This window comes from Arthrobacter sp. Ha26 (assembly GCF_059091705.1).
Window position 1 is genome coordinate 775,039 of record NZ_JBNHGX010000001.1, and the last position, 18,228, is coordinate 793,266.

Consider the following 18,228-nt stretch of genomic DNA (forward strand, 5'->3'; position numbering starts at 1 on the left):
GCTCAGGCCCCTTCCTGCTCTGCGTAAAGTCCCTGGGCGTAAAGTCCCTGTGCGTAAAGTCCACGGCCCATCGGCGGCCAGAAGTCACCGGAGATCCGGAGCGCGGCGGCGCCTTCCGGGGCAGCGAGCTCGGCGCGGATTTCCTCGGCCAGACGGTAGGTCATGTCCCGCCGCCAGGCAGGCAGCCCATGGATGTCGTTGTGATAAAGGTCGGCCGGGACGGCGTCGTCGATGGCCCCGGCCAGGGCGGCCGTGTCCGGCATTGTCAAGAAGCGCAGCTGCACGGGCCGTGTGGTGGCGGCGGTGACGGTGAGGACAAAGGAAGTGCCGCCGTCGAGCCTTCCGATCAGCAGCACTCCGGACCTGCCGAGGTTGCTCAGTGACAGGCGGCGGAACGCCACGCGCGAGGCAAGGGCCGACGCCGGGAGCTGGACGCTTCGGAGGAGCTCGCCGGGTGCCAGGCAGTTTTTTGCGTCGCCGGTGACGAAGTCAGCGACCGGGACGCTGCGGCTGGTGCCGCCGGGACCGAGGATGGTGGCGGTGCCGTCCAGCCCCGCGCAGAGCGAGATGATGGGGCCGGCGGGCAGGGATGTGCACAGGTTCCCGCCGACGGTGGACATGTTCCACACCTTAAAGGAGGCGACGAAGGAGTCGCAGCAGGGCCGGACCAGGTCCAGTCCGGGCCAGTTGAGCGCTGCGGCCGCTGGCAGCCCTGGAAGCTTGTACAGCTCGGCGATGGTGCAGGTGGCGGCCAGCTCGATCCCCTCGTCCGTGATTGTCACGGGGTTCCAGCCTGCGCTGCCGAGGTCCAGGAGGCGCTTCAACGGCTGGGGCCCAAACGCGAAGCTGCCGTAGGAGAACAGCACGGTGCCGCCAGCCAGCCAGGCGTCGCCCTCGCGCCATTGTGCCGGGTCCGTGGTGGGGACCACGGCCTCGATGGTGTTCATGTCCATGCGATCTCCTGCTGTTTAACGTTGGTGAGCGCCGGCGCGTTGGCTGGATTGTCCGCGGTGGGCGCGGCCGGCTGGTGGATGGGGCCGGAGGTCTCCCTCAACGGCTGATGGGATGCTGCAATGTTGCGGGCGGCGATGATCTCCGCCAGGACGGAAACTGCCACTTCCGCCGGGGTCACCGCCCCGATGTCCAGGCCGAGCGGTGAGTGGAGCTGGACGATCCGTTCAGGCCGCGCTCCCCTGTCCAGGAGTGCGTCCACCCGTTGCGCATGGCTCCGCCGGGATCCGAGGGCTCCGATAAAAGCGGCATCCAATCCCAGCGCGGCTTCGAGCAGGGGAATATCAAACTTGGGGTCGTGGGTGAGGACGCAGATGACTGTCCTGCCGTCCACCCGTCCCGCGGCCGCTTCTGCTGCCAGGTACTGGTGTGGCCAGGCCGTGATGACGTCATCGGCTGTTCCGAACCGTGCCTGGGCGGTAAAGGCCGGGCGCGCGTCCACCAGCGTGACGTGGTAGCCCAGCGGTTTGGCGGCCGGCAGCAGTGCTGCGCTGAAATCGTTGGCGCCGAAGACCAGCAGGCGGGGCGGCGCGAGCCGGGACTCCACCAGCACATCGGCTTCCCCGGCGCAGAGTCCCGCACCGGCCAGATCCAGGACGCCAGTGCCTCCGCTGTGCAGGAACGACTCAAGCTGGGCTGCTGCCCGGGTCCTTCCTGCATCCGGGGCTCCGGCAAGGTCCTGCGACCGGTGCCGGGGCATATACAGCGGCACGTCCAGCAGCGCGTCCAGCAAGGCAGCCAGCACCGGATGTCCATTCACCCGGGCGGAGCCGGGGTCAGGAATAACGACGGCGGTGCTGCCGCCATGTTCCGCGTGGCCGTCGAGCCGGCGCACCAGCGCTACCGGCTCATCCTGCCCGTAAGCAGCCAACTGCCGGACGGCTTCTCCCAGGGTGCAGCCATCGTGCAGGTTGGCCGGCTCGATGTGCACGTCCAGCTCTCCCCCGCAGGTGAGCCCGGCGGCGAAGGCATCCTCGGCACTGAACCCGAAGGTCTCACGGCGCGTGACGCCGTCGTCCATCGACTCCAGTGCTGCGGCCACTACGGCTCCTTCGACGCAGCCGCCGGAAAGGCTTCCCAGGATAGCCCCGGCGTGGGACACCAGCATGGAGGTGCCCACCGGCCGGGGAACCGAGCCGCTGGCCCGCACGATGGTGGCCACCGCAAACCGCTGACGGGCCAGGGCCGGAGCCCAGCCGCTCAGTGAAGGGATCAAATCAAGCATGGCGGCACTCCTTCTTCCGCACTGCGGTGGTGTCCATATTGTCGTTCCTAAAACGTGGTACGGAAAGCGCTGCAGCTCCGGACATCCGCCCCTGGGTCACGGGGGCGGATGTCCGGAAACCGTGCGGGGGTCCGAAAAGGGGTCCGGTCAGGCGCCGAGCAGCAGGTTGATGGGTCCGCGGGCGAAGTACACCAGGAACCCGGCGCTGACCACCCACATGAGCGGATGGATCTTCTTCGCCTTGCCGGACGCGGCCCCGATGATGGCCCAGCTGATGAAGCCCACCCCGATCCCGTTGGCGATCGAGTAGCTCAGCGGCATGGTGACGATGGTGAGGAAGGCCGGCAGCGCCACGGTGAACTTGCTGAACTTGATCTCCCGGATCTGCGCCATCATCATTGCGCCCACCACCACCAGGGCAGCCGCGGCCACCTCGAGCGGAACCACGCTGGTGAGCGGAGTAAGGAACATCGAGCCCAGGAACAGGACTCCCGTCACCACCGATGCCAGGCCGGTCCGGGCACCCTCGCCGATGCCGGCCGCGGAGTCGATGTACACGGTGTTGGACGAACCCGACGTTGCCCCGCCGGCGATGGCGCCAAAGCCTTCCACAATGAAGGCTGACTTCAGGCGGGGGAACGTCCCGTCTTTGTGCGCGACGCCGGCGCTCTTGGCCAGGCCGGTCATGGTGCCCATGGCGTCGAAGAAGTTGGTGAACACCAGGGTGAACACCAGCATGGTGGCTGCCAGTCCGCCGATCCTGCCGAAGGCGCCGAACAGGTCGAACTGCCCTACCAGGCCCAGGTCCGGGGCGGATACCAGGTGCCCGGAGAGGACCGGGGTGTTCAGGTGCCAGCCGCCGGGGTTGGTGCTGCTGGCCGGGCCGATGTGCAGGATGGCTTCGACGATGGCGGCCAGAACAGTGGTTGCCACGATGCCGATCAATAGCCCGCCCTGGATCTTGCGTGCCACCAGGATGCCCATGGCCAGCAGGCCGACGATGAACACCAGCGTGGGAATGGAGGTGATGGAGCCGCCGTTGCCCAGCTGGACGGGAGGTCCGCCGGCCGTTGCCTTGACGAAGCCGGAGTCCACGAAGCCGATGAAGGCGATGAACAGGCCGATGCCCACCGTGATGGCGGCCTTCAGCTCCTTGGGAACTGCCCGGAAGATGGCCGTGCGGGCGCCGGTGATGCCGAAGAGGACGATCAGGACGCCGTTGATGACCACCAAGCCCATGGCCTCGGCCCAGGTGACTTCCTGGATGACGGAGACAGCCAGGAATGAGTTGATGCCGAGCCCGGCGGCGAGGCCGAAGGGAAGGTTGGCGATGAGGCCGAACAGGATGGTCATCACGCCGGCGGTGAGTCCGGTAACCGCTCCCACCTGCGCCGCTGACAGCCAGCCCCCGGCGACGTCGGTGGGGGCGTTGTCCGCGCTGAATCCGCCAAGGATCAAGGGGTTGAGGATGACGATGTACGCCATGGTGAAGAAAGTGACCAGGCCGCCCCGGAACTCGCGGGCAAGGGTGGAGCCGCGCTGAGTGACCTGGAAGAACCGGTCCAGGACCGAGTCAGACGCCGGTGGCTTGGGAGTGCTGTTCGCGGGCCGCGGGGTGCGGGTGCTTGGAGCCGAATGCTCCTCGTGTGAGTTGTCCAGGATGGTCATGTCAGCCGCCGGGCCTAGTAGTCAATCCTGGTTTCGAGTGTGTTCCAGGTGTTGAACGGTTCCAGCGGGGCCGGGGCCTCGGGATCGTCCAGCACCAGCTTCGAGACCGGCATCAGGGAGTCCCTGTCCTGGTTGTCGAAGTATTCGTAGAAGACGGCGTCATCGAAGCCAACGGAGGCGGCGTCGTGCCTGTCGGCAGCGAAGACCACCTTTTCCACCCTGGCCCAGAGCGCGGACGCCAGGCACATGGGGCACGGCTCGCAGCTGGTGTAGAGGACGGCTCCGGTGAGGTCGAAGGTGCCGAGTTCGCGGCAGGCGGTCCGGATGGCCGTTACCTCCGCGTGGGCGGTGGGATCGTTGTCCGCAGTGACGCGGTTGACGCCGTCGAACGTCCGGCCGTCAGCCGTAACGATCATGGCTCCGAAAGGGCCCCCGCTGTTCAGGACGTTGGCCGTGGCCAACCGGATGGATCTGGCCAGAAACTGTTCGGCCGTGACGGTGGTACTCATGATGCGACTTCCTTTTGCCGGGAAGCCTGTTGCCGCTTGCAGGACCAGTAGAACCAGGTGCGAACGGTTACCAGGCTTCAGCATGTGCTGTGAAGGTTAAGTTGCGCCTGGTAGATAGCTTCCCGGTGACCGGGTGCCCGCCTTTGGCAAGATCGAGATTAGCACCGGAATGTGGGCTACGCCATAGCTTTCTGGAATTTTAATTTCGCAATGTGAAATCCTTGTTTCGCGGTCTTCACCCCGCCGACGCAGCTTGGTCACATCGTGCAGACGTTGACGCAGGTCAGGCCGTTTGCCTAGTCTTATCCCACCCGCCGCTGCTCCGCAGCCGCGGCACCTGGATCAGCAGACAGGGCCTCACTGAGCTGGAATGAAACCAACCCCGCTCAGACAGGGAAGTCCATGAACCCCTCCACACCTCCTGCTCCCCGCTTCTGGATCCGCAATCCCCAAGCCGCCTTCACAGCCAACCAGCTCGACGCATCAGGCGGCCTGGTGGTCAGCGGCGGGAAAATCGCCGAGGTTCTCGCCTCAGGGCAGCAGCCGTCCGCGCCGTGTAATGAGACATTCGACGCGCGGAACCATGTGCTGCTGCCGGGCCTGATCAACACCCACCACCACTTCTACCAGACCCTCACGCGGGCCTGGGGTCCGGTAGCGAACGCCCCGCTGTTCCCCTGGCTGCAGAACCTGTATCCGGTGTGGGCCCGGCTCACTCCGCGGGACCTCGAGCTCGCCACTACTGTGGCACTGGCGGAACTGCTGCTGTCCGGCTGCACCACGGCAGCCGATCACCACTACCTCTTCCCCGCGGGCCTTGAGGACGCGATCGACATCCAGGTGGCGGCGGTCCGCCGGCTGGGAATGCGCGCCACCCTCACGCGCGGGTCCATGACATTGGGGACTGACGACGGCGGCCTGCCGCCGCAGTCAACGGTGCAGGCGGCCGAGGTGGTTCTGGCCGACAGCGAACGCTTGGTGCACGCATATCACGAGCGCGGTGACGATGCCGTGATCCAGGTTGCCCTGGCGCCATGCTCGCCGTTCTCGGTCACCAAGGAGATCATGGCCGAAAGCGCCGTCCTCGCCGAAAGGCTGGATGTCCGGCTGCACACACACCTGGCCGAAACCCTGGACGAGGAGGACTTTTGCCGGGAGATGTTCGGGCTGCGGACCGTGGACTACCTGGACAGCGTGGGCTGGCTGACGGACCGCACGTGGCTGGGCCACGGTATCCATTTCAGCAGCGCGGAGATAGCAAGGCTGGGAGCCGCGGGCACCGCCGTCGCGCACTGCCCCACGTCCAACATGCGCCTGGCCTCCGGGACGGCGCGGGTCCTGGAACTCGAGGACGCGGGGGCTCCGGTGGGGCTGGGAGTGGACGGCTCGGCGTCGAACGATGCGTCGAACATGATCCTGGAAGCACGGCAGGCGCTCTACCTCCAGCGGCTGCGGTACGGGGCGAACGTTCCCGTGGAGCGCGCGCTCGGCTGGGCAACCCGCGGTTCGGCAGCGGTCCTTGGCCGTTCCGGGCTGGGCCAGCTGGCTCCCGGGATGCAGGCGGACCTGGCCCTCTTCCGGCTGGATGACCTGCGCTTCTCCGGCAGCCACGATCCCGTGGCCGCGCTGCTGCTGTGCGCCGCGGACCGGGCGGACCGGGTGATGGTGGGCGGACAGTGGCGCGTGCTGGACGGCCAGATCCCGGGGCTCGATATCGCCGGCCTGATCGCGGAACATTCAGCGGCCGCGCGCCGCCTGGTGAACGGGTAGCCGGATCGCCCTAAACCATTTCCGACGCGCAGATTCAGCTGTGACGCAAAAATGCACTGGCGAGACCCATATATCGGTCTCGCCAGTGCATTTGCGCAGCGGAATCGAAGGTGCGTGTCGCCACCCTAGATTCCCGTCGCGCCGCAGATACGCGTCGCCGGCAGGGGCCTGTTGAAAGCTTGGCCCGTGGCCGGCTACGAACGCCGGCTGAAGCCCGGGAGCGCCTGGACCCAGCGAGAGAAGCGGCCGGGAACGTGCTCCCGGTCCGCAGGGAGGTAGAAGTCCGGATCCGTCCCGCCACCGAGGGGGAGGTAGAACTCCTGGACTGAAGCTGCCGCCGTGGGTGCTGGTGAAACCGGCGTGCTGTCCTGCTGGTACATCTGATCCTCCTTCGAGGGCTGGTATGAGTTCCGCAAAATGGAAAAGAAGTTTTGCTATGTGGAATATCCTAGGGCTGACTCCACAGGTTCGTCAATGGCCGGCGCCAGGCGCGGTCATAAACCGAATTTTCGCTTTGTGATGTACACCACCGGATTCCGGGGGTACGCTGGATGTCAATTCGTGGTGTATGTCACGTAACCTGGGAGCAGCAGGCAGGGTCGTAATGAGCTGGCATCAATGGATGCCGGCTCTTTTTTGTTGGGTCGGCACCACCGGAAACGCGCTTGAAATGCGCGCTTAATTTCAGTGATGGAACCTAGGTTCCACTTACCGGAAGTTGGGAACAGACCATGAGCAGCAAGATCATCCTCGGCGAGAACCAGTACGGCAAGGCCGAGGTCCGGGTCGTCAAGATCACCCGCGATACCGACCGCCACGAGATCGAAGACCTCAACGTCACCTCGCAGCTGCGGGGCGATTTCGCCGCGGCGCACCTTGAAGGCGACAACGCCCACGTGGTGGCCACTGACACCCAGAAGAACACCATTTACGCCTTCGCCCGTGAGGGCGTCGGCTCGCCCGAGGCGTTCCTACTTCGACTCGGCGAGCACTTCACCTCCGGCTTCGACTGGGTCACCGGCGGCCGCTGGGAGGCCGAGTCCTACAGCTGGGACCGGATCCAGGCCCACGGCGCCGAGCACGACCACTCCTTCGTGCGCAACGGCCAGGAAGTCCGCACCGCAGTCCTGGTCCGCGACGGCGCCACCTCGCACCTCATCTCCGGGCTCAAGGACCTGACCGTCCTGAAGTCCACCCAATCCGGCTTCGTGGGCTACCCGAAGGACAAGTACACCACCCTGCCCGAAACCACGGACCGCATCCTGGCCACCGATGTCTCGGCCCGCTGGCGCTTCAAGACCGGCACCGACTTCAGCACCCTGGACTTCAACAAGAGTTACGACGACGTCAAGGGACTCCTGCTTGAAGGCTTCACGGAGAAGTATTCCCACGCCCTCCAGCAGACCCTGTTCGACATGGGCACCAAGGTGCTGGAAGCCCACAACGAGATTGATGAGATCAAGTTCTCGATGCCCAACAAGCACCACTTCCTGGTGGACCTCTCCCCGTTCGGCCTCGACAACCCGAACGAGGTCTTCTTCGCCGCGGACCGCCCCTACGGCCTGATCGAGGCCACCGTCCAGCGCGACGACGCCACCCCGGCAGACATCGCCTGGTCCGGCATCGCCGGCTTCTGCTAAACAGCCGCATTGGTGGCGGCGGGCTCACCCCGGTGGTTGAGCCCGCCACAACCCACCACACGTCTTTCAACACCTGTTAGCCAGACCCCGTTAGCCAGACAATGTCGTCTGCCATGAACCAAGAAAGTCTGCCATGAACATCCGAAGGAAACCGGCCGCTGCTGCCGCCGGAAAAGGCACCCCCTCAACCCGCCCGGAGGACCAGCGCCTCCCCATCGCCAGCACTTTTGCATACGGCTTCCAACATGTCCTCACCATGTACGGCGGCATCATCGCCCCGCCCCTGATCATCGGCGCCGCAGCCGGAATGTCCTCCCAGGACATCGGCCTGCTGATCGCGGCCTGCCTCTTTGTCGGCGGGCTGGCCACCATCCTGCAGACCGTCGGCGTCCCCTTCTTCGGCTCGCAGCTGCCGCTGGTCCAGGGCGTCTCCTTCGCGGGCGTCTCCACCATGGTGGCCATTGTGCACGGCGGCGGCGGAATTCAATCAGTCTTCGGCTCCGTCATTGCCGCTTCCCTGATCGGCCTGCTGATCACACCGCTCTTTTCGAAAATCATCCGGTTCTTCCCACCCGTGGTCACCGGCACCGTCATCACCACCATCGGACTCACGCTGATGCCTGTGGCAGCCAACTGGGCCATGGGCGGCAACAGCAAGGCGGACAACTACGGCAGCGTGGCCAACATCGGCCTCGCCGCGGCCACGATGGCCATCGTCCTGCTGCTCAGCAAGGTGGGCAGCGCCGCCATCTCCCGCCTCTCCATCCTGCTGGCGATGGTCCTGGGCACGCTGATCGCGTTCGCCTTCGGCATGGCCGATTTCTCCAAGGTGGGCCAGGGCGAGATCGTCGCGTTCCCCACGCCCTTCGCCTTCGGTCCGCCGACGTTCGAGCTTGCCGCCATCATCTCCATGCTCATCGTCATCCTGGTGACCCTGACCGAGACCTCGGCGGACATCATCGCGGTGGGCGAGATCGTGGGCACCAAGGTGGACTCCAAGAGGATCGGCAACGGCCTCCGGGCGGACATGCTCTCCAGCGCCATCTCCCCGCTGTTCAACTCCTTCACGCAGAGCGCGTTTGCCCAGAACGTGGGTTTGGTGGCCATCACCGGCGTCAAGAGCCGCTTTGTGGTCAGCGCCGGCGGCCTCATCCTGGTGATCCTTGGCCTGCTGCCGGTCCTTGGCCGGGTGGTCGCAGCGGTGCCCACGCCCGTCCTCGGAGGTGCCGGCGTCGTGCTCTTTGGCACGGTGGCCGCCAGCGGCATCCGCACGCTGTCCAAGGTGGAGTACAGGAACAACATGAACCTGATCGTCGTGGCAGCCTCGATCGGGTTCGGCATGATCCCCATCGCCGCCCCGTCGTTCTACGACCACTTTCCGTCATGGTTCGGGACCATCTTCCACTCGGGAATCAGCTCCGCCGCCGTGATGGCCATCCTGCTGAACCTGCTCTTCAACCACCTCAAGGCCGGCAACTCGGAGAATCAGTCCGTCTTTGTGGCTGGCACTGAACGGGTGGTCCGGGAAGAGGACCTGAAATGCCTGGCCGACGGCGACCGCTATGAAGGCGGCAAGCTCATCGACTGCGACGGCAAGGAAGTCCGGGTCGAGTCGTCCGAAAAGGCGTCAGAACACTAGGAGTGTCCCTGAATAAAAAGACGGCGGCCCGCTTCCGAAAGGAGCGGGCCGCCGTCTGGGTAGCAGCGGACGTTGTGTCAGGTGCGGTTGAGTTCCAGCGAGATTGCCTCGGCGGCCTCACGGAGGACGGGTACGGCCTTGTCGGAGAAGTGCTCGTCCACGCGGGATACCGGACCGGAAACCGAGATTGCCGTGGGGGTGGGAGCGTTGGGCACTGCCATGGCGAAGCAGCGGACGCCGAGTTCCTGCTCCTCCTCGTCAATGGAGTAGCCCCGCTCGCGGATGAGCTTCAAGTCGGCCAGGAGGTCATCCACATCGCCGATGCTCTTGGAGGTGGGGGTGGGCATCCCGGCGCGGCTGACGATGCCGCGGACCGTCTCGTCATCCAGCTGGGCGAGGATGGCTTTTCCGACGCCGGTGGCATGGGTGTGGGCGCGCCGGCCCACTTCCGTGAACATGCGCATGGAGTGCAGCGACGGCACCTGTGCCACGTAGATCACCATGTCCGAGTCCAGCACAGCCATATTGGAGGTCTCCCCCAGCCGGTCCACCAGCGTCTTCAGCTGCGGACGGGCCACGGCCCCAAGCTGCTTGTTGGCTCCTTCGCCGAGCCTGATAAGCCGGGGCCCCAGTGCGTAGCGCCGGTTGGGCAGCTGGCGGATGTAGCCCAGGGACACCAGCGTCCGCAGCAGGCGGTGGATGGTGGGCAGCGGAAGGTCGGTGGACGAGGACAGTTCGCTGAGCGTGACGTCACCGCCGGCGTCCGTAATGAGCTCCAGCAGTTCGAAGACGCGCTCTACCGACTGCACGCCGCCCGTGGCTTTTTCTGCCATTCCGTTGTCTCCTACGGCTCGGAATCCGACAACTCTTATCCGCATCGTGAAAAGAGTTGCTTAGAACACCCAACATACAGCACCCCGGCAGGCACGGCGATGCATGCTTGCCGGTCGCATTCGGAGGGCTTGTATTTCCATCTTGTAGATAATAATATCCATAATACGAAAACATTCGTTTCGAGATGACAGACCGGACACGGCCCGGCACAGGGCCCAACAGGAGGACATTCAATGGCGAACCCCAGCCCCGGAAATTCGATTACCCTGCGTGTGGAAGCACCGTCCAGCTTCAGCGCTACCAGTGAACTCGCCGCAGCCGTGGGAGCGGCAGGTGCTGCCATCACCGCGCTGGACGTCAGCGAATCCCACCACGAGACCCTGGTAGTGGACGTCACCTGCAACACCACCGACGACGAACACGCCGCCCGCGTCAAGGACGCACTTAACGCGCTCGACGGCGTCACGGTCCAGCACGTCTCTGACCGCACCTTCCTGATGCACCTGGGCGGCAAGCTGGAAGTCGTCCCCAAGGTTGCCCTGCGCAACCGCGACGATCTTTCCCGCGCCTACACTCCCGGCGTCGCCCGCGTTTGCCTCGCCATCGCCGAGGACCCTGCAGCGGCCCGCAACCTGACCGTCAAGCGCAACACCATTGCCGTCCTCACCGACGGTTCCGCTGTCCTGGGCCTGGGCAACATCGGCCCGGCAGCGGCGCTGCCGGTGATGGAAGGCAAGGCGGCGCTGTTCAAGCAGTTCGCCAACGTTGACGCCTGGCCCGTCTGCCTCGACACGCAGGACACCGAGGAAATCATCATGATCGCCAAGGCCATGGCCCCGGTCTACGGCGGCATCAACCTGGAGGACATCGCCGCCCCGCGCTGCTTCGAAATCGAGAACCGGCTCCGCGAGGAACTGGACATCCCGGTCTTCCACGACGACCAGCACGGCACCGCCATCGTCACCCTGGCAGCCCTGGTCAACGCACTGCGCGTGGTGGGCAAGAAGCTGGACGAGGTGAAGATTGTGGTGTCGGGCGTCGGCGCAGCCGGCTCAGCCATCATCCAGCTCCTGAAGGCACAGGGGGCGCAGCACATCGTCGCCGCCGGCCGCTCGGGCGCCATCCACTCCGGCGAAACCTACGGGGACGAGCACCGCAGCTGGATCGCGGCGAACACCAACGAAGAAGGCTTTGCAGGCACGCTCCACGAAGCACTCGTCGGCGCGGATGTGTTCATCGGCGTCAGCGCCCCGCACGTGATCGGCGAGGAACAGGTGGCAGCGATGGCGGACAAGGCCATCGTGTTCGCCATGGCCAACCCGACACCGGAAATCGATCCGGTCATCGCCTCCCGGCACGCCGCCGTGGTGGCCACCGGCCGCAGCGACTTCCCCAACCAGATCAACAACGTGCTGGCCTTCCCGGGCTTCTTCCGCGGCCTGCTCGACGCCGGAGCCTCGGACATCACCCCGGAGATGCTGGTGGCCGCCGCGGAGGCAATCGCCAACCGGGTAGCTGACGACGAGCTCAATGCCAGCTACATTATCCCCAGCGTCTTCGATCCCCACGTGGCTGCCGATGTTGCCTCAGCCGTTGCCGCCGCCGCCCACGCTGCCAACGTGGCAACCGCGGCCGCAGCCAAGGAACTTGAAGCCGCCCTGGCCAGCGCCTGATTCACCGCCTGACTTCAGTACAAGGAAAGGACCAGAAATGGCCATCACTGTCACAGACCCCCGGCCCATCGAGCGCGCGGAGGAAATCCTCACCCCCAAGGCCCTGGCCTTCATCGAGGAGCTCCACACCCGCTTCGCCGGCACCCGCAACGAACTGCTGGCGGCCCGCGGCGCCAAGCGGCAGCGCGTAGCTGAAACCGGCAAGCTGGACTTCCTGCCCGAGACCCAGGACGTGCGCGACGGCGACTGGAAAGTTGCGCCGGCACCTGCGGCTTTGCAGGACCGCCGGGTGGAGATGACCGGACCCGCCTCACCGGCAAAGATGGCCATTAACGCACTGAATTCAGGCGCCAAGGTCTGGCTCGCGGACCTCGAGGATGCCAGCACCCCCACATGGGGCAACGTCATCGACGCCATCCTGAACCTCCGCGACGCCGCCCAGGGCACCCTCAGCTACACCTCAGAGGAGGGCAAGGAGTACAGGCTCCGCACGGACGCGCCGCTTGCCGTGGTGGTGGCCCGCCCCCGCGGCTGGCACATGCCCGAAAAGCACCTGCTCATCAACGGCGAACCTGCCGTGGGCGCGCTGGTGGACTTCGGCCTGCACTTCTTCCACGTGGCCAAGCAGCTGGTCCTCAACGGGCAGGGCCCGTACTACTACCTGCCCAAGATGGAGAGCCACCTTGAGGCCCGGCTGTGGAACGACGTTTTTGTCTTCGCCCAGGATTTCCTGGGGTTGGGCCAGGGCACCATCCGCGCCACCGTGCTGATCGAGACCATCCCGGCGGCCTTCGAGATGGACGAGATCCTGTACGAACTGCGGGACCACGCCTCCGGCCTGAACGCCGGCCGCTGGGACTACCTGTTCAGCATCATCAAGTACTTCCGTGATGCCGGTGAGGAGTTTGTGCTCCCGGACCGCGCCTCGGTTGCCATGACCGCCCCGTTCATGCGGGCCTACACCGAACTGCTGGTCAAGACCTGCCACAAGCGCGGCGCCTTCGCGATGGGCGGCATGGCGGCCGTGATCCCCAACCGCCGCCACCCGGAAGTCACCGAGGCCGCCTTCGCCAAGGTCCGCGCGGACAAGACCCGTGAGGCAAACGACGGCTTTGACGGTTCCTGGGTTGCCCACCCGGACCTGGTGCCCACCTGCCGCGAGGTGTTTGATGCAGTGCTCGGCGACAAGCCGAACCAGCTGGACAAGCAGCGCCCCGAGGTCAACGTGACGGCAGAGCAGCTGCTGGACGTCACTTCTGCCGAGGGCCAGGTCACCGAGGCCGGGCTGCGGCTGAACCTCTACGTCGCCATCGCCTACACAGCGGTATGGCTCTCCGGAAACGGCGCCGTGGCCATCCATAACCTGATGGAGGACGCCGCCACCGCCGAGATCTCCCGCTCACAGGTGTGGCAGCAGATCCGCAACAAGTCCGTCCTCGCGGACACCGGCAACACCGTCACCCGCGAACTCGTGGAGCGGATCCTGGGCGAGGAAACCGAGCGCCTGCGCACCGAGTTCGGCGACGAGGCTTTCCGTCGCTACTACCAGCCGGCCAGCGAACTGATTGCGGACATCTGCCTGTCCGAGGAGTACACGGACTTCCTCACCACCCCGGCCTACGAACTGGTGGGCTGAGGCATGGCCGGATCACCCAAGCCCTCCCTGTCCGCCGGGGACCTGGCGACCATTGACGGGCAGCTGGCGGACACGGACCGGCTGCTGGAGCAGAACTACCCGGGCGACGACGGCTCCCGCCAGCCCGTCCACACGGTGTATGTGCCCGCGGACCGGTTCACGCCGTCGTTCGCTCCCGACTGGGGCGCGGAGGCACTGGCCGCGGCGAACGCCCACGGCGGGCTGGAAAAGCTCGGTGCCCTGCTGGGCCAGGACGCGGCGCTGGCTGAGGCCGTAGCCCCGCGCGTCGAAGCGAAGCTGGCCAGCGAACCGATCGAGGACCTGCGGCTTGATTTTGAGGACGGCTTCGGGGACAGGGGCGACGACGCCGAGGACGACGCCGCGGTTGGCGCGGCTTCCGCCGTGGCCGCCGCTGTCGCTGCCGGTTCGGCTCCCCCCTTTATAGGGATCCGGTTCAAGTGCTTCGAGGCGGCCACCCGCGCCCGCGGGCTGCGGACCCTGGACCTGTTCGTCTCCGGCCTGGCCGCGGCGGGCGAGCTGCCGGAGGGACTGGTCCTGACCCTGCCCAAGGTGACCACCGTGGCCCAGGTCAAGGCAATGGACTACGCCGTGTCCCGGCTCGAGGAAGTGCATTCACTGCCGGCCGGACGGCTCCGCTTCGAAGTGCAGGTGGAAACGCCGCAGCTGATCCTGGGGCCGGAGGGAACGTCGCCGGTGGCGCAGCTGCCGCACGCCGTCCCGGGCCGGATCAGCGGCCTGCACTACGGCACCTACGACTATTCCGCCTCGCTGCAGATCTCGGCCGAATACCAGTCCATGGAGCACCCCGTGGCGGACTTCGCTAAAGAAGTCATGCAGCTGGCCGTGGCCGGTACGGGCATCAGGCTCTCGGACGGCTCCACCAACATCATCCCCGTGGGCGACAACGTCGAGAACGCCTGGCAGCTGCACGGCCGGCTGGTCCGCCGGTCGCTGGAACGCGGCTACTACCAGGGCTGGGACCTGCACCCGGCCCAGCTGCCCAGCCGCTTCGCCGCTACCTACGCCTTCTACCGGCAGGGCCAGCCCGCCGCCGCGGCCCGCCTGCGGAACTACGTGGAGCAGACCGCGGGCGGGGTAATGGATGAACCGGCCACCGCCCGCGCGCTGGCCGCGTTCGTCCTCCGCGGCGTCCAGTGTGGCGCCGTAGGTGCCGATGAAGTCCAGTCGCTGGCCGGCGTTGGCGTCCCCCAGCTGACTGCACTGGCCCACCCGCGGCTCGCCACCACCTCAACTCCCAAGTAAGGATCCACACTGATGGGCAAGTACTACTCCCCCACCGGCGGGCTGCCGCCGCAGACCCACCTGACCACCGAGCGGGCCATCGTCACTGAGGCCTACACGGTCATTCCCAAGGGCGTGATGACGGACATCGTCACGTCCAACCTGCCGGGTTTTTCGAACACCCGCTCCTGGATCATCGCCCGCCCCATCTCGGGCTTCGCCACCACGTTCTCGCAGCTGATCGTGGAGATCGGCCCGGGCGGCGGTGCGCCAAAGGCAGAATTCGAGGCCGGCGTTGAAGGCGTCATCTTCGTCACCCGCGGCAAGGTCAACCTGACCCTCGACGGCGAGCTGCACCAGCTCGAGGAAGGCGGCTACGCCTACCTCGCTGCGGGTTCCGACTGGGGCCTGGAGAACGTCTCCGACGACGTTGTGTCCTTCCACTGGATCCGCAAGGCTTACGAACGGCTCGAGGGCTACGAAGCGAAGTCCTTCGTCACCAACGAAAAAGACGTGGAGCCGACGGCGATGCCGGACACCGATGGCGCCTGGAAGACCACCCGCTTCACTGATTCCAGCGACCTGGCCCACGACATGCAGGTGAACATTGTGACCTTCCAGCCCGGCGGCGTCATTCCGTTCCCGGAAACCCACGTGATGGAGCACGGCCTGTACGTCTTGGAGGGCAAAGCCATGTACCTGCTCAACAACGATTGGGTGGAGGTGGAGGCCGGCGACTTCATGTGGCTGCGTGCGTTCTGCCCGCAGGCCTGCTACGCCGGCGGCCCGGGCGAGTTCCGCTACCTGCTGTATAAGGACATGAACCGCCAGGTGCGCCTCACCTAAAGCGCCGCCTCCCCAACCAGGTAGCGCATAGTGTCGTTTGGAGCCCAAGAACGACACTTAGCGCTACCTGGTTGGGGCAAAATTGGTCGCATGGGCACACCCCTTGGCCGAGCGTGGAAACGGATCGCGGCCGCCCTGTGCACCGTCCTGCTGGCGGCCGCTTCGGCTGGCTGCACCGAGGAGCCGCCCCCTCCCGAACCGGATAAAGCGGCGGCTTTTGCGCTGTTGGAATCCTTCAGCGCCAGGATGCTGGAGGAAGGCGCCCCGGCGGTCTTGATCGCCGTCCGGACCGGCGGCAACAGCTGGACCCACGCTGCCGGCGTCCGGAACCTGGAAACGGGTGAGCCCGCCACCGTGTCTGATCCCGTGCGCATCGGTGGCGTCACCGAATCGATGGTGGCGGTTTCCGTCCTCAAGCTGGTTGAGGAGGGAAAACTTAACCTGGACAGCCAGGCCAGTGATTACCTTCCCGAGTTCGGCAGCGTCCTCCATCCGCCCGGGCCTGTCACCGTCCGCCAGCTCCTGACCCACGAATCCGGCCTCCCCGACTTCTTCGTGCCGTTGGTGGCGTCCGGCGGATGGGAGGAGACGATGAACCGGCCGCTCAGCCTTGAACAGCAATTGTCCCTGGCCGCTACCGTTCCCTGGGAACGGCGGCTGGCACAGATTTTCAACTACTCCCGGACCAATTACGCGGCCTTGGGGCTGATCATTGAACGGCTCCGCGGCCAAAGCATCAGCCGGGTCCTGACTGCAGACATCGCACAACCACTGGGTTTGAAGGCCACCAGCCTTGGCAGCGAAGCTCCGGCCAGCATGATCCACGGTTACATCACCGCCGAGGGCAGGCGGCTGGACGTGGCCCGGCCCGCATGGCAGGCCGAACTGCCCTCCGGGGGAGCAGTATCCACTGTGGAGGAAGTGAACACGTTCTATGCCGCGCTGCTGCGGGGCAACCTGCTCCCACCGGATCAGGTGACGGCCATGAAGGGCGGCTACTCGCAGTATTACGGGTTTGCCCTCCGGCGGTGGAACAACACCTGCAACAACCGTTTCTACTATGGCCTCCCCGGTGACACCGACGGCTACGGCATGATTGCCATGACCAGCGAGGACGGCAGCACGCAGTTGACCCTCTCGGTCGCCTACCCTCCCGCGCCGCCAACCCTCCAGCTCAACCCGCTGATCTACGAGATGCAGGACGTAGCGCAGGAAGCCTTGAACAGCCTGTGTGCCGCCTAGGGGTTCAGGACCACCTTGATGCAGCCGTCTTCCTTCTTCTGGAACTTCTCGTACAGTGCCGGCGCCCCCTCCAGGCCGGAGCGGTGGGTGACCAGATCCATGACACCCAGCGGATCGGCGTCGTCCTCCACGAGGGGAAGAATGTCATCCGTCCACCGGCGCACGTTGCACTGCCCCATCCGGAACTGGATCTGCTTGTCGAACATGGTCAGCATCGGCATCGGACTGGCCTGCCCGCCGTACACCCCGCTTAGCGATACAGTTCCGCCCCGGCGCACCGCCTGGATGGACGCATGCAGGGCAGCCAGCCTGTCCACGCCTGCCGTTTCCATCGCCTTCTGCGCCAGTTTGTCCGGCAGCAGGCCCAGCGCCTGGTGGGCGAACCCGGCAACGGGGGAACCGTGCGCTTCCATCCCGACGGCGTCCACCACCGCATCCGGTCCACGCCCCGCAGTCATCTCCCGCAGCCGGTCCACCACGTCCTTGGTGTAATCCAGCGCTTCGATCCCGTGCCGCGCCGCCATGTCGCGCCGCTCCGGAACAGGATCGATGCCGATGACGCGCAGCCCGCGCTGGACCCCGATCCGGCCCGAGAACTGGCCCACCGGTCCCAGTCCGAAAACTGCCAGGGTGCCGCCGGCCGGAGTGTCGGCATATTCAACGGCCTGCCAGGCGGTGGGAAGGATGTCCGAGAGGAAGAGGTACCGTTCGTCCGGCAATTCCGTTCCCACCTTGACGGGGCCGTAGTCGGCGTGCGGGACGCGCAAGTACTCGGCCTGGCCGCCGGGGACGGAACCGTACAGCTCCGAATAGCCAAAGAGGGCTGCGCCGGAGCCCTTGTCCTTGACCTGGGTGGTCTCGCACTGGGACTGCAGGCCCTGTGCGCAGAAGTAGCAGCGGCCGCAGGAGATGTTGAAGGGGACCACCACGCGGTCGCCTTTGCGCAGGTTGGTGACGGCGCTGCCCACCTCCTCCACGATGCCCATGGGTTCGTGCCCGATCACATCGCCCCTGTGCATGTACGGCCCGAGCACCTCATAGAGGTGGAGGTCCGAGCCGCAGATCGCCGTGGAGGTGATCCGAACGATGGCGTCAGTGGGCTCCTGGATGACGGGATCAGGCACTTCTTCCACGCTTACCGACCGTTTTCCTTGCCACGTCAGTGCTTTCACAGTCTCCCTTTCTCCGGATCAGGGCGTGCCGCCCTCGCTTCGACGCTATCGGCTCCGGAACAAAAAAGTAAGCAGGCTGATGAAAGTCTTGTCGTCCCGG

General features: G+C 65.8%; 15 protein-coding genes. 8 read left to right on the plus strand and 7 right to left on the minus strand.

What is annotated here, in order from left to right; genetic code table 11:
* Positions 1–2: 2 nt before the first annotated feature.
* The 4 genes from AC5RVY_RS03660 to AC5RVY_RS03675 all read right to left on the minus strand — a co-directional run bounded on the left by AC5RVY_RS03660 (position 3) and on the right by AC5RVY_RS03675 (position 4,413).
* Positions 3–953: an FAD binding domain-containing protein gene (locus tag AC5RVY_RS03660; protein ID WP_493953328.1), complete on the minus strand. Its 951-nt coding sequence runs from the start codon at positions 951–953 to the stop codon at positions 3–5.
* Complete coding sequence (locus AC5RVY_RS03665; protein ID WP_493953329.1) at positions 944–2,236, minus strand: XdhC family protein; 1,293 nt, start codon at positions 2,234–2,236, stop codon at positions 944–946. Before AC5RVY_RS03665 ends, AC5RVY_RS03660 begins: the two co-directional genes overlap by 10 nt.
* 147 nt (positions 2,237–2,383) lie before the next feature.
* Positions 2,384–3,904 carry an NCS2 family permease gene (locus AC5RVY_RS03670; RefSeq protein ID WP_493953330.1) on the minus strand — a complete coding sequence of 507 codons (1,521 nt, stop codon included), beginning with the start codon at positions 3,902–3,904 and terminating at the stop codon, positions 2,384–2,386.
* A 14-nt stretch (positions 3,905–3,918) separates the two neighbouring features.
* Entirely contained in the window at positions 3,919–4,413 is a 495-nt protein-coding gene (locus AC5RVY_RS03675; RefSeq protein ID WP_493953331.1) for a nucleoside deaminase, read from the minus strand.
* Between the two features lie 402 nt (positions 4,414–4,815).
* On the opposite strand from AC5RVY_RS03675, the gene AC5RVY_RS03680 reads away from it, so the two are divergent.
* Complete coding sequence (locus AC5RVY_RS03680; RefSeq protein ID WP_493953332.1) at positions 4,816–6,183, plus strand: 8-oxoguanine deaminase; 1,368 nt, start codon at positions 4,816–4,818, stop codon at positions 6,181–6,183.
* Between the two features lie 194 nt (positions 6,184–6,377).
* Here the strand turns inward: AC5RVY_RS03680 and AC5RVY_RS03685 are convergent, their stop codons facing one another.
* On the minus strand, positions 6,378–6,563 hold the full coding sequence (locus AC5RVY_RS03685; protein WP_050053784.1) for a hypothetical protein: 186 nt from the start codon (positions 6,561–6,563) through the stop codon (positions 6,378–6,380).
* A gap of 351 nt (positions 6,564–6,914) precedes the next feature.
* Here AC5RVY_RS03685 and pucL point away from each other — a divergent pair, with 351 nt between their 5' ends.
* Both pucL and AC5RVY_RS03695 read left to right on the plus strand, forming a co-directional pair.
* A complete protein-coding gene (gene pucL / locus AC5RVY_RS03690; RefSeq protein WP_493953333.1) occupies positions 6,915–7,823 on the plus strand; it encodes a factor-independent urate hydroxylase in 909 nt (302 codons plus the stop codon).
* A 133-nt stretch (positions 7,824–7,956) separates the two neighbouring features.
* Entirely contained in the window at positions 7,957–9,462 is a 1,506-nt protein-coding gene (locus AC5RVY_RS03695) for a nucleobase:cation symporter-2 family protein (RefSeq protein ID WP_493953334.1), read from the plus strand.
* A 77-nt stretch (positions 9,463–9,539) separates the two neighbouring features.
* Here AC5RVY_RS03695 and AC5RVY_RS03700 read toward each other — a convergent pair whose 3' ends face one another.
* Positions 9,540–10,295: an IclR family transcriptional regulator gene (locus AC5RVY_RS03700; RefSeq protein ID WP_493953335.1), complete on the minus strand. Its 756-nt coding sequence runs from the start codon at positions 10,293–10,295 to the stop codon at positions 9,540–9,542.
* A gap of 234 nt (positions 10,296–10,529) precedes the next feature.
* On the opposite strand from AC5RVY_RS03700, the gene AC5RVY_RS03705 reads away from it, so the two are divergent.
* From AC5RVY_RS03705 to AC5RVY_RS03725, 5 genes are all read left to right on the plus strand, one after another.
* The gene (locus tag AC5RVY_RS03705; RefSeq protein WP_493953336.1) at positions 10,530–11,969 is read left to right on the plus strand and encodes an NAD-dependent malic enzyme; all 1,440 of its coding nucleotides are present in this window, start codon (positions 10,530–10,532) and stop codon (positions 11,967–11,969) included.
* A 37-nt stretch (positions 11,970–12,006) separates the two neighbouring features.
* Positions 12,007–13,605: a malate synthase A gene (gene aceB / locus AC5RVY_RS03710; RefSeq protein WP_493953337.1), complete on the plus strand. Its 1,599-nt coding sequence runs from the start codon at positions 12,007–12,009 to the stop codon at positions 13,603–13,605.
* Between the two features lie 3 nt (positions 13,606–13,608).
* Positions 13,609–14,889 (plus strand): DUF6986 family protein, encoded by a 1,281-nt coding sequence (locus tag AC5RVY_RS03715; protein ID WP_493953338.1) that lies wholly within the window; start codon positions 13,609–13,611, stop codon positions 14,887–14,889.
* Between the two features lie 12 nt (positions 14,890–14,901).
* Positions 14,902–15,714 (plus strand): bifunctional allantoicase/(S)-ureidoglycine aminohydrolase, encoded by an 813-nt coding sequence (locus AC5RVY_RS03720; RefSeq protein ID WP_493953339.1) that lies wholly within the window; start codon positions 14,902–14,904, stop codon positions 15,712–15,714.
* A 90-nt stretch (positions 15,715–15,804) separates the two neighbouring features.
* Positions 15,805–16,956, plus strand: a complete 1,152-nt coding sequence (locus tag AC5RVY_RS03725; protein WP_493953340.1) for a serine hydrolase domain-containing protein — start codon at positions 15,805–15,807, stop codon at positions 16,954–16,956.
* On the opposite strand, the gene AC5RVY_RS03730 is transcribed toward AC5RVY_RS03725, so the two are convergent.
* A complete protein-coding gene (locus AC5RVY_RS03730) occupies positions 16,953–18,128 on the minus strand; it encodes a zinc-dependent alcohol dehydrogenase (RefSeq protein ID WP_493953341.1) in 1,176 nt (391 codons plus the stop codon). The genes AC5RVY_RS03725 and AC5RVY_RS03730 overlap by 4 nt on opposite strands.
* Positions 18,129–18,228 lie beyond the last annotated feature (100 nt).

Bases quoted from the DNA above. Each gene is read 5' to 3' on its own strand.
- AC5RVY_RS03660 (WP_493953328.1), bottom strand. From the start codon at position 953: ATGGACATGAACACCATCGAGGCCGTGGTCCCCACCACGGACCCGGCA.
- AC5RVY_RS03665 (WP_493953329.1), bottom strand. From the start codon at position 2,236: ATGCTTGATTTGATCCCTTCACTGAGCGGCTGGGCTCCGGCCCTGGCC.
- AC5RVY_RS03670 (WP_493953330.1), bottom strand. From the start codon at position 3,904: ATGACCATCCTGGACAACTCACACGAGGAGCATTCGGCTCCAAGCACC.
- AC5RVY_RS03675 (WP_493953331.1), bottom strand. From the start codon at position 4,413: ATGAGTACCACCGTCACGGCCGAACAGTTTCTGGCCAGATCCATCCGG.
- AC5RVY_RS03680 (WP_493953332.1), top strand. From the start codon at position 4,816: ATGAACCCCTCCACACCTCCTGCTCCCCGCTTCTGGATCCGCAATCCC.
- AC5RVY_RS03685 (WP_050053784.1), bottom strand. From the start codon at position 6,563: ATGTACCAGCAGGACAGCACGCCGGTTTCACCAGCACCCACGGCGGCA.
- pucL (WP_493953333.1), top strand. From the start codon at position 6,915: ATGAGCAGCAAGATCATCCTCGGCGAGAACCAGTACGGCAAGGCCGAG.
- AC5RVY_RS03695 (WP_493953334.1), top strand. From the start codon at position 7,957: ATGAACATCCGAAGGAAACCGGCCGCTGCTGCCGCCGGAAAAGGCACC.
- AC5RVY_RS03700 (WP_493953335.1), bottom strand. From the start codon at position 10,295: ATGGCAGAAAAAGCCACGGGCGGCGTGCAGTCGGTAGAGCGCGTCTTC.
- AC5RVY_RS03705 (WP_493953336.1), top strand. From the start codon at position 10,530: ATGGCGAACCCCAGCCCCGGAAATTCGATTACCCTGCGTGTGGAAGCA.
- aceB (WP_493953337.1), top strand. From the start codon at position 12,007: ATGGCCATCACTGTCACAGACCCCCGGCCCATCGAGCGCGCGGAGGAA.
- AC5RVY_RS03715 (WP_493953338.1), top strand. From the start codon at position 13,609: ATGGCCGGATCACCCAAGCCCTCCCTGTCCGCCGGGGACCTGGCGACC.
- AC5RVY_RS03720 (WP_493953339.1), top strand. From the start codon at position 14,902: ATGGGCAAGTACTACTCCCCCACCGGCGGGCTGCCGCCGCAGACCCAC.
- AC5RVY_RS03725 (WP_493953340.1), top strand. From the start codon at position 15,805: ATGGGCACACCCCTTGGCCGAGCGTGGAAACGGATCGCGGCCGCCCTG.